Origin of the sequence: Nitratidesulfovibrio sp. 1201_IL3209 (assembly GCF_036763125.1) — a bacterium.
In the GTDB taxonomy this organism is placed as follows: Bacteria; Desulfobacterota; Desulfovibrionia; order Desulfovibrionales; family Desulfovibrionaceae; genus Cupidesulfovibrio.
Genome location: NZ_JBAIYT010000010.1, coordinates 60,347 through 73,899, shown reverse-complemented (window position 1 = coordinate 73,899; position 13,553 = coordinate 60,347). Strand labels below are relative to the sequence as shown.

Here is a 13,553-nt window from a genome sequence, read left to right as displayed (position 1 = left end):
GGCTGAGCGGCCGTTCAGCCCTCCTTGCGGCGTCCGTACACGTCGTCGAAGCGGACGATGTCGTCTTCGCCCAGATACGGACCGCTTTGGATTTCAATGAGTTCGAGAGGAATGCGTCCCGGGTTGGTCAACCGGTGAAGGGTGGCTTTCGGAATATCCACCCATTCATTCTCGGTCAGGGTGCGTTCCTCGTTGCCAACCTGCACAAGCGCGGCGCCTTTGGCCACCACCCAGTGCTCGCTGCGGTGATGGTGCATCTGCAACGACAGGCGCGCGCCGGGGTTCACCTCGATGCGCTTGACCTTGCGGCCGGGGCCCTCGTCGAGCACCGTGTAGTTGCCCCAGGGGCGGCGCACGGTAAGGTGCACGTCCACCAGCGGGCTCTTTTCGGCCTTCAGCCGTTCCACCACGTCCTTCACCCGCTGCACCTGGTCCTTGGCGCAGATCAGGGTGGCGTCGCGGGTCTGCACGGCGATGACGCCGGAAAGCCCGATGGCCACCAGCTTGCCCCCGCGCGAGAGCAGCAGGCAGTCGTCGCAGTCCAGGGCCATGGTGTCGCCCTGCACCACGCAGCCGCGCTCGTCCTTGGCGCCCAGGCGGTACAGCGCCTCCCAGCTGCCCAGGTCGTCCCAGCCGAAGTCGGCCTCCACCACGGCGATGCGGTCCACGTGCTCCATGATCCCATAGTCTATGGATATGGACGGCAGGGTGGCGTAGCCGTGGACAAGCGGAATGCCGGGCGCCAGCGAGGTGTCCTTGCGGGTGGCCCACCAGGCGGCGAGCCCGGGCTGGAAGCGCTCCACGGCGGAAAGCAGTACCGCGCCGTTGAACACGAACATGCCGCTGTTCCAGAAATGCATGCCCTCGCGCAGGAAGGCGCGCGCGGTTTCGAGGTCGGGCTTTTCCACGAAGCCGTCGACAGAAAACGCGGGGGCATAGGCGGGGGAAAAAGCGGGGGCAAACGCGGGGGCCGGAGGGGTGCCCTGCGTGGACTCCGGCAGGGGTTCACGGCTGCCGGAGTTTTCGGGGCCCGCCAAAGGCTCACCCCGGCGGATGTAGCCGTAGCCCGTCTCGGGCGTGGTGGGCGGCACCCCGAAGGTGACCGACCAGCCTTCGGCGGCAAGCCCGGCCCCGCGCGTGACGGCGGCGCGCCAGCGGGCCTCGTCGTGCAGCAGATGGTCGGAAGGGAACACCGCCAGCAGGGGGGCATGGCCGTCGTGGCCCGCGTCCGCGTCGCCCATGGCCGCGTCCAGCCCCAGCAGGATGGCGGGCAGGGTGTTGCGGCCCACGGGCTCGGCCAGCACCTGGGTGTCCAGCCGTTCGTCCAGGGCGCGGGCCTGGGCGCGCACCTCGAACACGTGCTCCTCGTTGGTCACGATGTGCACCCGCTCGGGCGGGAACAGCGAGAGCACGCGGCGCACGGTCTGTTGCAGCAGCGAAAGGTCGCCGCTCAGGGCCAGCAGCTGCTTGGGAAACAGCGCGCGCGAAAGGGGCCACAGCCGGGTGCCGGAACCGCCCGCCAGGATGATGGCGTGGCAGCGGCCGAGCGCGGCGGGGGAATCCACCGGCGCATGGGCGACCGTGGCGGTGAGGTTGGCGGGGGATATGGTCATGCGTCGGCCTTTGCCTGGGCGGCGGGATCGAAGGTGAAGGGCGAATCGAAGTCGCGCAGTCGGGGCAGGCGGCGGTCCTTGTCGGACAGAACGGGCGGGATGTCCGGCCAGGGGATGGCCAGGTCGGGGTCGTCCCAGGCGATGCCCCCTTCGATTTCCGGGGCGTAGTAGGCATCGACCTTGTACTGGAACTCGGTGCCGGGCTCCAGGGTCATGTACCCGTGGGCGAAGCCGCGCGGCACGAACAGCCGCGCGAAGTTGCGTTCGCTCAGTTCGCAGCCGTACCACTTGCCGTAGGTGGGCGAGCCCGCCCGCAGGTCCACGGCCACGTCGTACACCGAGCCGCGCGTGGCCCAGACCAGCTTGGCCTGGGCGGCGGGGGGCAACTGGAAGTGCAGCCCGCGCAGCACGCCGGGCTGTTCCGACCGGGCGTGGTTGTCCTGCACGAATCCGGCGGCAACGCCCAGGCGATCGAACAGTTCGCGGCGGTAGGTTTCGAGAAAGAACCCGCGCTCGTCCCTGAACACGCGGGGTTCGAGCCGAAGCAGGCCGGGAATGCCGGTTTCGATGATCTGCACATGGCCTCCGGTGCCGGTGAATGTGGAATCCCCCAAGCGCTTACCCGATCGGGGGGCTTTTTTGAAGCCCCCACATGCGCCCTCGGCGTTTGCCCCGCGCGGCCTGCGCGGCATCCGCCCCCTGCCGCGCGGCGATTCCGCGGCGGACGCGGATTGCCAAAACCGTTGCTCATGCCCGCGGAATTGGGATACAGAAACGCAATTGTGGCGAACTTCGCAGTATGTGTCCTACCTATGGATATGCCATGAGCGAGCGAGAGACGGCGTGGAAGGCGCCCGCACAGGGGATGGGGATGGTGTTCGAGAATGCCGGGACGGCGCGAGAGGCCGCGCTGGAAGCGGAGATCGGGCGGTTGCGGGCGGAACGCGACGCCGCGCTTGCGGCCGAGCGTACGCTGCGCGACATCCTGACATCGATTCCCGACCTGCTGACCGTGCACGACCGGGCGGAACAGGTGGTGTTCAGCAACTGGCAGGGCGACAACGTGCGCTGGGAGACGCAGGGCGGCGACCAGCACGGCAGGAACTGCTTCGGTTGCTACTTCCGGGGCGAGAAGAATTGCGATGCCTGCCAGATAGCGGAGGTGTTCGACACCGGCCGCCAGAAGGTCATCGAGCTGTACAACCCCGATTCGCGCACCTTCCGGTCCATCACCGTGTTTCCGGTGCGCAACGCCGCCGGGCAGGTGGCCATGGTGGCGGAATACGTGCGCGACGTGACCGAAACACGCCGCATGGAACGCGAGCTGCGCGTGGCCAAGGAGGCCGCCGAGGCGGCGGACAAGGCCAAGAGCGAGTTCTTGGCCTCCATGAGCCACGAGATACGCACCCCCATGAACGGCGTGCTCGGCATGCTGGACCTTGCGCTGGACACCCCGCTGGACGAGGAGCAGCGCGAATACCTGGAGGCGGCGCAGAATTCCGCCGAATCGCTGCTGGCGCTCATCAACGACATCCTCGACTTCTCCAAGATTGAGGCGGGCATGGTGGAACTGGACAGCCAAGTGTTCCGCCTGCGCAAGCGCCTGTCCACCCTGCACACCATGTTCGTGCACCGGGCGGAGGAAAAGGGTCTGGGTTTCGCCTTCCTGGTGCCGGAAGACGTGCCCGACGGCCTGGTGGGCGACCCCATGCGCCTGCGCCAGGTGCTGGTGAACCTGCTGGATAACGCCCTGAAGTTCACCGAGCAGGGCCGCGTCTCCCTTGCCGTGCGCATGGTGGAGTCCACGCCCGAATCGGCGATGCTGGAATTTTCCGTCACCGATTCCGGCCCCGGCATTCTGGAAAAGCACCGCGAACACATTTTCGAGCGGTTCGTACAGGCCGACGGTTCGCTGTCGCGCCGCCACAAGGGCACGGGCCTGGGGCTGGCCATCTGCAAGCGGCTGTCGCTGCTCATGGGCGGGGACATCCGCGTGGAGAGCGCGCCGGGGCAGGGCAGCACCTTCCATTTCACGGCCCGCTTCGACACGGCCCGCCTGGAAGGCGAAGAGGCCGCCCGCACGCCGGTGCAGACGCCCGAGCCGCAGTGCCGGGCGCGCATCCTGGTGGCCGAGGATCATCCCATGAACCTGATGTTCATCGAGAAATTCCTGCAGAAGCAGGGCTACGAGGTGCAGTCCGTGACGGACGGCAGCGAAGTGGTGCCCGCACTGCGCAGGCAGGAATTCGACCTTGTGCTGATGGACATCGCCATGCCGGTCATGGACGGCATGGAGGCCACGCGCATGGTGCGCAAGGCGCAGGGCATGGCCACGAGCAGCAGCGTGCCCATCATCGCCATGACCGCCCACGCCATGAAGGGCGACCGCGAACAGTTCCTGGCGGCGGGCATGGACGACTACATCGGCAAGCCCATCAATTCCGACAACCTGCGCAGCCTGCTGCTGAAGCACATCCAGAAGTGCCGCCGGGGCGGGGCGGCGGGCGCGGGGAACGGGGCTTTGAACGGTGCCGGGTAGCGTGGCCGGGCGCGCCGTGCGTCTGCTGTCCCTGTGCGGGCAGCGTCCCGTGCGTGGTGTGAACCGGAGTGGGAAACGCCCGGTCCATGCACCACGCCGCAGGACGCAACGGGTGGCCGCGTGAAGACCTTTCTGCTCTACTTCGCCACGGCCATCGCGGAGATCGCGGGGTGCTACCTTGCGTACCTGTGGCTGAAGGGCGGCAAATCGGCGTGGCTGCTGGTCCCGGCCGCCGCCAGCCTTGCGGTGTTCGCGTGGCTGCTGACCATGCACGAGACGGCGGCGGGGCGCGTGTACGCGGCGTACGGCGGCGTGTACATCGGCGTCGCCATCGGCTGGCTGTGGCTGGTGGACGGCGTGCGTCCCACGCACTGGGACGTTGCCGGGGTGCTGGTGGCCCTGGCGGGCATGGGCATCATCATGTTTCAGCCGCGCTGACGGCCGCCCCGACGGGCTGGAGCGGGGCGACGAATGGCGCGATGCCGGGCGAGGCGGACGGCGGGGTGCCAGGCGGGTGAGGCAGACGGGCGCATGTCGCTATGCAGCCGGTCCCGCTTCATCTTGACCGCCACCCACGGTCAGGGCATAACCGCCCGGCAAGGCAGGGCAGCGGCGTATCGTTTCCGGTACGGCCTGCCCGCTACCACACACGGAAGGGTGGCAGAGTCCGGTTTATTGCGGCGGTCTTGAAAACCGTTGTGGGGGCAACCTCACCGGGGGTTCGAATCCCTCCCCTTCCGCCATGTCTTTCAGTTGTATCTGTCCATGGTTAATGGAAATTCGCTATCCTGCCTTTATTACGGCGGATATGTGTGCTGTGTGGATGATGCGGAACTTCTGCGGGCTGCTCGCGCCGCGCGCTTTGAGACCATTTTTCACGCGGTTTGAGACTGGCACGCACAGTCTTTGGGGGATGAGCGCTGCGGCCTATCTCCTGTTGCCGATGGATTTGATTGCGGACGTAGTCCCGGCAAGAACTAGGGAGAAAGTTTGATGGAGCGCTCGGATACGCTCGACGGAATGCGCGGTCTTGCCGTCCTGATCGTGTTCCTGAGCCACACGTCGAGTCGCGACATGGCGCTGGCGCCGTGGCTTCAGTTCCACGGCATCGGCCATGTCGGCGTCTACCTGTTCTTCGTGCTCAGTGGCTTTCTGCTGACCCGGAACCTGCTCAACGGCCAGAGGCCGGGCACCTATCTCGTCAGGCGTTTTTTCAGGATCGCGCCGCTATACTTCATCGTGCTCGCCGGTGTTCTCGCATGGCAGGCGGCGGGCAACTACTCGCCTCGCTACCTCCACATCTCCGGTGGAGCGGAAGGCGCCCTTCTGCACTCCCTGTTTCTTAAGGGAGATAGCGTCTTCTGGACGATCACGGCCGAGTTCGGCTTCTACTTGCTGCTTCCGATCATCGTTGCCGGAATGGTTCGCTTCGGGCGCGTATGGGTCGCGGTGGCGGCAGTCGCCTATTTCGCATGGTTCTATGCGATTCAGGCCTTCGGCGCGTCGCTGCCACCGCTGAAGTTCGTGGACATCGCGCATCGCGGCCAGTTCCTCGACGTATTCGCCTGCGGCATCCTCGCGGCGACGGTCACACAGCGCCTGCCCGAGAAGGTGACGGCCGCGGCCTTTTGGGGCCTGCTTGCCCTCACTCTTGCTGCCGTCAGCTACAATTTCCTCGGATTGGGGCGGCCCTGGTACGACCTGCGTTATCTGTCGCTGCTATACGGAGCGGTGTTCGCCGCCGGCATCGTCGGCGTCGTGCAGGGCAACATGCTGATCGTCGCGCCCATGAAATGGTCATGGCTCCGGTTCATGGGGATAACCGGATTCGGATGGTATTTGCTGCACTTCCCGGTCTTTCAGGCCGTCAACGCCACGATGGAAGGACAGCCGGCGCAGATTCGCCTAGTCGTGTCGACAGCGCTCGTCGCCCTCGCCGCGTGGGCCGCGTTCCGCCTGATCGAAAAGCCGGCGAACGAGTTCGGAAGAGCCCTGACCATGCCGTCTGTTCGCGCGGCACATTGATCCCGCCGGCCGCCGACCGAGCCTCTAGGGCTGCGGCCAGACAATCGCCGCCCACACCGCGCCAGCCGCCTCCTCATCCCCGGCCGTGTCGATCGTCTGCTTCGCGGCGAGGCGCGCAGGCTCAATCGGCGCGCCGATGACCGCCTCGACCTTGAGGTCCGCGAGGCGCTCCTCCGGCGTCCGCGCCAGCAGCGCGAGATGCGGCGGCCCCTACTGTAGAGTGTCAACAGGTTGTTCCCCGTTGCCCTAGTCGTTCTGCTGGAGTTTTGTCCCCAAGGGCAGAATGAGGGTGGTGGTTGATGAAGTGTCGCAACCTCATCGCTACCCCACCAGGGCACGGCATGACCACTGCCTTTCGGAAGGCCAACTGTCAGGTAATAACTAGCCCAGCACGCATCATCCAGCCCCCACAACCCCCCGCACCAGCCAGTCGATCGACCGCCCCGTCCTTAACCCCGCATCGATGAGCCAGTCCGGCGGAATGCGTCCGTTCTTGCGGGCGTTGGAGATGGACGCGGCCGACACGTTCAGGAAGGCCGCCAGTTCGCGGTCGGTGCGCGCCCCCGCCGCCTCCTTCAGGCGTTCCAGCACCATGGGCGCCTGGCGCAGCCCCACCTCGCCGGAAACGTCGCGCGCCACCACGTACACGCGCGGTTCGCCGTAGATGGTGTCGTTGTACACCAGCCGCGAATGCACCGTGGAATAGCTGCCCGACAGGTTGCGGATGCGGCATTCGAAGTGCTGTTCGCGGTGTTCGCGCATGGCCCGCAGCAGGGCCTGGCGTACGGCGGGCAGGTCGCTTTCGTGCAGCAGGTCCAGTACCGGCCCCATGTCCAGGGTGTAGGCGTCGTACGGCTCCTGCCGTCCGAAGATGGCCGGGGTCAGCGTCTGGCGCGACCGCCGCAGTATCCGCCCCTGGTCGTCGGTCACCACCACCACGTCGCCCTGGTGGGCGTGCAACTGCTCGATGAAGGCGTTCTCCTGCACCACCTTGGCGGAAATGTCCTGCGCGATGCCCAGCAGGCCGATGACCTCCTGCCGGTTGTCGTCGAAGATGGGCCGCCGGATCACCCGGTACCACACGGAAGGATCCAGCAGATGCGGCACCGCCGGGTGCTCCAGTTCCCGCTTTTCCTCGAACACCTTCAGCGCCGCCTCCACGGGGTAGCGGGCCAGTTCCGGCGGCAGGAAGTCGTATTCGGTGCGGCCCATCACCTCGTCGCGGGTGCGGCGGTAGGCGGCAAGGTAGGCGTCGTTGACGGCCACGATGCGCAGGTCGCGCCCGCACACCCAGGCCAGGCCCGGCAGGGCGTCCACCACGCGGGAAAAGTCGCTGGCCAGCTTGGATGAAAAGGCGAAGGGCCGCTCCTGGAAATAGCCGCTGTAGGCCACCATGCGGCCCGCCGCGTCGCGGATGGATTCCGCCGTGTACCACAGGGTCAGGGGCGATCCGTCCTTGCGGCGCAGGGTTACCTCGCCGTTCTCCACCTCGGTCCGCTTGATGAGCTGGCTGACGATGCGCTTGCGCGCCGTGGAGGTGAAGTAGAACTCCCGCGCGGCCCGGCCGATCAGTTCGTCTCGCGTGTACCCGCAGATGGCGCACAGCGCCGGGCTGACCGCCTGGATGACCCCGTTGGGCAGGATGGTGAAACCCATCTCCTGCCCGCCCTCGGTGGTGCGCGGCCTGCCCCAGGCCAAGTAGGCGGCGCGGGGCGCGGGAATGGCGCCGGATGCGCTGCCGCCAGCCTTGCCTTCACCCACGTTGGGCACAGGCACGGCCACGCAGGTCCAGCTTATCTGCCGGATGCCCGCGCCGTCGGGCAGGGTAATGCGGGTGCGGCTTTCGCGCACCGGCGCGCCGCCCTCGGGCACGGGGGGCACCTCTTCGTGCCGCCAGCCGTGGGCGGGCATGGCCTCGCCTTCCCCGCCGCTTCGATGCAGCCGCCGGGCGGGCTCGTTGGCGTACAGCACGCCGCCCCCGCCATCCAGCAGCAGGGCGGGGGCGTCCATGGCATCCAGGCGGAGGGCATAGAACGCGACGAGATCATTGCAGGTCATGGATTCACCACGCTTGAACGGCCGGGCAGTCCGTTCATGAGATATGAATGAAAAAATTTACCATGTTCATTGACGCTGTACTTCTGCCTGCTACACTCCCGTGGTCCTGTCAATGTTCGGCGGGCATATTCTGCAAGTACGGGAAGTTGTCATGCGAAAGCCGTTGTTCCTGCTCTGTCTTGTCCTTGTTCCGCTTCTGCTGCCGATGCAGGCCCGCGCCTCGGGCTATGCCGTCTACGAATGGAGCGCGCGCGGCACCGCCCTGGGCGGCGCCATGGTGGCCCGCGACGCCGACCCCTCGGCCGTGGCCTACAACCCGGCCAACATCACCGACCTGCCGGGGGCGCAGGTGCAGGTGGGAGCCACGGCCATCAAGCCCAACGCCACCATGAACTTCAAAAGCCCCGCCGTGGAAGACCGCGACTTTTCCGACGCCATCTGGGGCCTGCCCACCGCCTACTACACGCAGCAGTTGAACGACCACTACTGGTTCGGCTTCGGCATCTTTTCGCGCGTGGGGCTGGGCACCGAATACGCGGGCGGCGACAACTGGGCCGGACGCTACAACTGTTCGTACGCGGGCATCCAGTCGCTGTCCTTCAACCCCAACCTGGCCATGAAGTTTTCCGACCAGTTCTCGCTGGCCGTGGGTGTGGAAGCCACCTACCTGCGCTTCATGTACGATTCCACCATTCCCGGCGTGGACGTGAAGCAGGAGATCGACGCCGACGGCTGGGCTTACGGGCTCAACGCGGGCGCGCGCTACAAGCCGTATGACTGGCTGGCCTTCGGCCTGGCTTGGCGCAACCAGATAGACATGGCCGTGGACGGGCACGTGAAGTATTCGCAGAAGGGGCTGTTCACCGCCCCCGGCCGGGGTGACGCCTCCGGCACGGAACCCATCCCCGAGTCGATCACCTTCGGCGTGATGGTCAAGCCCGTCGACCGCCTGAGCCTGGAAGCCGACGTGGTGTGGACCCACTGGAGCGCCTACCAGGCCCTGGCCATCAACTACGACCCGGCGCCGTACCCCGGCATGTCGCAGGTAAGCAGGGACAAGGACTGGAAGAACACCTGGCGGTTCCAGTTCGGCGCGGAATACGCCCTGACCGACAGCGTGGACCTGCGCGCGGGCTACGTCTACGACCAGAGCCCCATCAACGACACCTACGAGGACTTCGCCGTGCCCTGCTCCGACCGCCAGATAGTCACCGTGGGCGCGGGCTGGAAGATTGACCAGAACTGGGTGCTGGACGTGTTCTACGGCTACTTGTGGATGACCGACCGCCACTACGACGCCCGCCCGGCCGAGGGCATTCCCGAAGTGGACCGCGAGGATGCCCATGCCCACATGGCGGGGCTCAGCGTCACCTACAAGTTCTAGGGACTATCCCCAAATTGTCCTTTCGTCCGTTGGCGTTGTCAAACTTCGCCTGCCATATCGGTCGAATACGATAAGAGTATACTCCCTCATGGCAGGCTCGTTTTCCTTGCCAACGGACGAAAACCCTAATTTGGAGACAGCCCCTAATTTTCATATCAGTTCCGGAGGTTGCTCCGGCTTCTCACGAATCCGCGAACAGCTTCTGGTTCTCCCCAGCCGCCCGCCGTTCCCTCCGGCGGGCGGTTTCAGTTCCTGGGCCAGCCCACGGTTTGGCTGATGACGATGCGCCGGTCGGCGGGCAGGCGCAGGGCGGCATGCAGGGCCGCTTCGTCGTAGCTGGCCCGCACCACGTTGCCGAGCCCGGCGGACGCGCAGAACAGCCCCGCGCCCTGGTACATGGAGCCCGCGTGCATGGCCGCGTACACCGGGTCTTCCGACGCGGCGGCCGTGTACACCAGGGTGACCGGGGCCGTGGCCACGTACGACTGGCGCGCCAGCAGGGGGCGCAGGTCTTCGGCGGCGGCGCGCTCCAGGGCGTGCGGCGCGCCGTCGTAGCGCCACGCCCCGTCGGCGCGCACCACGTACACGTCCATGCCCTGCCGGTTTCTGGCCGTGGGCACGGTGCGCTTTCCATCGGGCCGGTTGACGCCCCAGGCGGCCCACAAGAGTTCGCCCAGCACCTGGTCGGGGATGGCGTCCTCGCGGAAGGCGCGGGTGGAGGCGCGCCCGGCCAGGGCCTGCATCAGCGGCCTGCTTCCCGCCCCGCCCGCCGCGCCGGAAAGGTCCGGCGGCGGCAGGGTCACCGCGCCCTGCGCGGCGCGGGCTTCTCCGGTGTGCAGCGGGCGCAGGGCGCGTCGCGCCAGTCCCGCCATCCCTTCCGTGTCGCCTCCACTGGTCCGTCCCGCCGGGGCGGGCAGCCCGGCCGCGGCCAGCGTGCCGCCCAGCAGGGCCAGTACGGCCAGTACGGCGCGCCGCGTCATGCGGGCGTCGGTGCCTGTCGTGTCCAGCATGGTCAACCTCCGTGTGTGTCTCGCGGCGGGTTCCGGGTGCGTGCCCCTCCGCCATTGGTACAGGGTGGCGCGCCGTGCCGCCCGCGTCAAGTCGGACACGGATGCCGCCATGGACGATGGGGGCGGTCGCTGTTCCGCCCGGCGGTGCAGGGACTGCGCGGCATCGTCACCGCATCGGAACGGCAGCCGCAGGGACAGGCGCCGCCGCCACGACGCGCCAGCGCGCGGCCCGTCCCGGCGGCGTGCCGCGCGCTTTTTTTGTCTGGCGTAGATGCAGGTGCCATTATAAAGGAAAGCCGCACCGCAATATTGACGTGTGCCGGCAATTTTCCTACTACGGGTCCATATTTCCTGTGCCATTTTTCACAAAGCGGCGGGCAGCGCAAAAGGGGCGCCCCCGCATTTTCGGGGAGAACCATGTTCCGTTTCCGTTTGTCCAGCAAGGTGTGTCTCGTGGCCGTCATCGCGGGGGGTGATGACGGCCGCGGTGTCCATGCCCGTTCAGGCTGCGTCCCCCTATGCGGGCAGCGCCGCGTGCCAGCCCTGCCACGCCGGGGAATACGAGAAGTTCCAGAAGTATTCCAAGAAGGCCAGATCGTGGAAGAGCGTGGCCACCATGGCCCCCAAGCTGACGCAGGATGAACTGCGCGGCTGCTACGAATGCCACGTGACCGGGTACGGCAAGGGCGGCTTCGTCGAGTACGCCACCACCCCGCAGTTCGCCGACGTGGGGTGCGAAACCTGCCACGGGCCCGGCGCGGCGCATGCCGAAGCGGGCGATCCGTCGCTGATCGGCAAGCCCACCATGGCCACCTGCGAAGGCTGCCATAACGAAAGCCGGGTGCGTTCGTTCGGCTTCAAGCCGTTGTTGCACAGCGGCGCGCACTAGGGGGCGTCATGGCGGGCACTCTCGCGCGGTCTCTCAGCCTGCGCACCTCGCTGCTGGTGACGGTCATCGCCGTCACCGTGTTCGCGGTCATCATCGGCACCGGGGCGTGGCGGCAGCGCCACGCGGCCCTGGAAGAACTGGAGTCGGTGGTCACCCGCGAATCGGCCATGATCAAGACGGCCATCGACCGGCCCATGCTGCTCGGCAACGACGCGGGCACCCGCGCCGAATTCGCCGAACTGGCGCGCCACTACTCCGACACCACGGTGCACCTGGCCAGCTTCACCGGCAACATCACCTATTCCACCCGGCCCGACGTGGAACGGCGCGACCTGGCCGACGTGCTGACCGACCCCGGCCTGCGCGACCTGACCGGCCGCGCCCGGCGCGAGGCGCTGGAAGCCTCGCTGCTCTTCGAGCGGGACGGGCGTTCCATTTTCGCGCACGTGGTCGGCATCCGCAACGAGCCGTCGTGCCATCACTGCCACGGCGCGTCGCAGCCGCTGCTGGGCCAACTGGTGGTGATGCAGGACGTCACCCCGGTGCTGGCCGGGGTGCACGGGCGCATTCTGGAAAGCGCGGGCATTTCTGCGGCGGGGCTGGTGGCGTTGCTGGCCGGGGTCATCCTGTTCATCCGGCGGGCCATCGTGGACCGGGTGCACCGCCTTACCGAGGCCAGCACGGCCATTGCCGGGGGAGACCTGAACGCGGACCTGGCCGTGGGCGGCCACGACGAACTGTCCCGCCTGGCCGCCAACCTGCACGGCATGGTGGGCGGGCTGAAGAAGGAACTGGGCTTTTCCAAGGGCATCCTGAGCGGCATGACCCTGCCTTTCCTGGTGGCGGACACGGAGGGCCGGGTCAGCTACTGCAACGCGGCCCTGCTGCGCATGCTGGGCCTGGACGGCGACCCCGAGGCCCAGGCCGGCAGGACCGTGGGCGACATCATGCACGGCGAGCCGCAGCGCGACACGGTGACCAACCGCGTGCTGCGCGACCGCACCGCGCGCACCGGCCAGCGCGTGACCCTGAACAGCCGCAAGGGCGGCCAGGTGCATCTGGTGGTGGATTCCGCGCCCTTGCTGGATCTGGACGGCAACCTCATCGGCGCGTTCAGCGTGTATGCCGACATCACCGAAATGCAGCGCCAGCAGGCCGACATAGAGGAACAGCACGCCCGCATCGCCCGTGCCGCCGACGCCGCGCGTCAGGTTTCCGCGCGGGTGGCCTCCGCCTCGGGCGAGTTGTCCGCCCAGGTGGAGGAGGCCAGCACCGGGGCCGACGAGCAGCGCGGGCTGGCCGTGGAAAGCGCCACGGCCATGGAACAGATGAACGCCTCGGTCATGGAGGTGGCCGGCAACGCCGGTTCCGCCGCCGACCTGGCCGGGGCCGCCCACGAGCAGGCCCGGCAGGGCTCGGCCGTGGTGGAGGAGGCCGTGGCGTGCATCAACCGGGTGGCCGGGCAGGCCCGCGTGCTGGAGCGCGACATGGGCGAACTGGGCAGCCAGGCCGAGGGCGTGGGGCGCATCATCGGGGTCATCGAGGACATCGCGGACCAGACCAACCTGCTGGCGCTGAACGCGGCCATCGAGGCCGCAAGGGCCGGTGACGCGGGGCGCGGCTTCGCCGTGGTGGCCGACGAGGTGCGCAAGCTGGCCGAAAAGACCATGCAGGCCACGCGCGAGGTGGTGGGCTTCGTGGAGGCCATCCGCGGCAGTGTGGCCCGCAGCCGCGCCGCTACCGACGAGGCGGTGCGCCTGGTGGAGCAGTCCACGGGGCTTGCGGGACGCAGCGGCGAGGCGCTGCTGGCCATCGTGGGCACCGTGGACCGCACGGCGGACCAGGTGCGGACCATCGCCACGGCGGCGGAGCAGCAGTCCGCCGCCAGCGAGCAGATCACCCGCGCGGTGGACCGCATTAGTTCCATCTCCGGCCACACGGCGGACACCATGCGCCAATCGGCCGAGGCCGTGGGCGACCTGGCCCGGCTGGCGCAGGAGTTGGACGCGATCATCGACGAGATGCGCTGACGCCC

The 13,553-nt window shown here is 67.7% G+C and carries 10 protein-coding genes and 1 tRNA gene; 7 read left to right on the top strand and 4 right to left on the bottom strand.

Annotated elements, in window-relative coordinates:
- Positions 1 to 14: 14 nt before the first annotated feature.
- Together V6B97_RS07045 and rfbC are read right to left on the bottom strand one after the other, a co-directional pair.
- The gene (locus V6B97_RS07045; protein WP_333505789.1) at positions 15 to 1,613 is read right to left on the bottom strand and encodes a mannose-1-phosphate guanylyltransferase/mannose-6-phosphate isomerase; all 1,599 of its coding nucleotides are present in this window, start codon (positions 1,611 to 1,613) and stop codon (positions 15 to 17) included.
- Positions 1,610 to 2,191 (bottom strand): dTDP-4-dehydrorhamnose 3,5-epimerase, encoded by a 582-nt coding sequence (gene rfbC, locus V6B97_RS07040; RefSeq protein WP_333505788.1) that lies wholly within the window; start codon positions 2,189 to 2,191, stop codon positions 1,610 to 1,612. Before rfbC ends, V6B97_RS07045 begins: the two co-directional genes overlap by 4 nt.
- Positions 2,192 to 2,436: 245 nt before the next feature.
- Here rfbC and V6B97_RS07035 point away from each other — a divergent pair, with 245 nt between their 5' ends.
- From V6B97_RS07035 to V6B97_RS07020, 4 genes are all read left to right on the top strand, one after another.
- A complete protein-coding gene (locus V6B97_RS07035; RefSeq protein WP_333505787.1) occupies positions 2,437 to 4,152 on the top strand; it encodes an ATP-binding protein in 1,716 nt (571 codons plus the stop codon).
- A gap of 120 nt (positions 4,153 to 4,272) precedes the next feature.
- Positions 4,273 to 4,590, top strand: a complete 318-nt coding sequence (locus V6B97_RS07030; RefSeq protein WP_333505786.1) for a YnfA family protein — start codon at positions 4,273 to 4,275, stop codon at positions 4,588 to 4,590.
- A gap of 213 nt (positions 4,591 to 4,803) precedes the next feature.
- A tRNA-Ser gene (locus tag V6B97_RS07025) sits at positions 4,804 to 4,895 on the top strand.
- Positions 4,896 to 5,145: 250 nt separating this feature from the next.
- Positions 5,146 to 6,177 (top strand): acyltransferase family protein, encoded by a 1,032-nt coding sequence (locus tag V6B97_RS07020; protein ID WP_333505785.1) that lies wholly within the window; start codon positions 5,146 to 5,148, stop codon positions 6,175 to 6,177.
- Positions 6,178 to 6,573: 396 nt separating this feature from the next.
- On the opposite strand, the gene V6B97_RS07015 is transcribed toward V6B97_RS07020, so the two are convergent.
- Positions 6,574 to 8,235, bottom strand: a complete 1,662-nt coding sequence (locus tag V6B97_RS07015; RefSeq protein ID WP_333505784.1) for a PAS domain-containing protein — start codon at positions 8,233 to 8,235, stop codon at positions 6,574 to 6,576.
- Positions 8,236 to 8,386: 151 nt separating this feature from the next.
- Here V6B97_RS07015 and V6B97_RS07010 point away from each other — a divergent pair, with 151 nt between their 5' ends.
- Positions 8,387 to 9,619 (top strand): OmpP1/FadL family transporter, encoded by a 1,233-nt coding sequence (locus V6B97_RS07010; RefSeq protein ID WP_333505783.1) that lies wholly within the window; start codon positions 8,387 to 8,389, stop codon positions 9,617 to 9,619.
- A gap of 245 nt (positions 9,620 to 9,864) precedes the next feature.
- On the opposite strand, the gene V6B97_RS07005 is transcribed toward V6B97_RS07010, so the two are convergent.
- Positions 9,865 to 10,629: a nitroreductase family protein gene (locus tag V6B97_RS07005; RefSeq protein WP_333505782.1), complete on the bottom strand. Its 765-nt coding sequence runs from the start codon at positions 10,627 to 10,629 to the stop codon at positions 9,865 to 9,867.
- 493 nt (positions 10,630 to 11,122) lie between these two features.
- Between V6B97_RS07005 and V6B97_RS07000 the strand changes: the two genes are divergently transcribed.
- On the top strand, positions 11,123 to 11,518 hold the full coding sequence (locus V6B97_RS07000; RefSeq protein ID WP_333505781.1) for a cytochrome c family protein: 396 nt from the start codon (positions 11,123 to 11,125) through the stop codon (positions 11,516 to 11,518).
- A gap of 8 nt (positions 11,519 to 11,526) precedes the next feature.
- Complete coding sequence (locus tag V6B97_RS06995) at positions 11,527 to 13,548, top strand: methyl-accepting chemotaxis protein (protein WP_333505780.1); 2,022 nt, start codon at positions 11,527 to 11,529, stop codon at positions 13,546 to 13,548.
- Positions 13,549 to 13,553 lie beyond the last annotated feature (5 nt).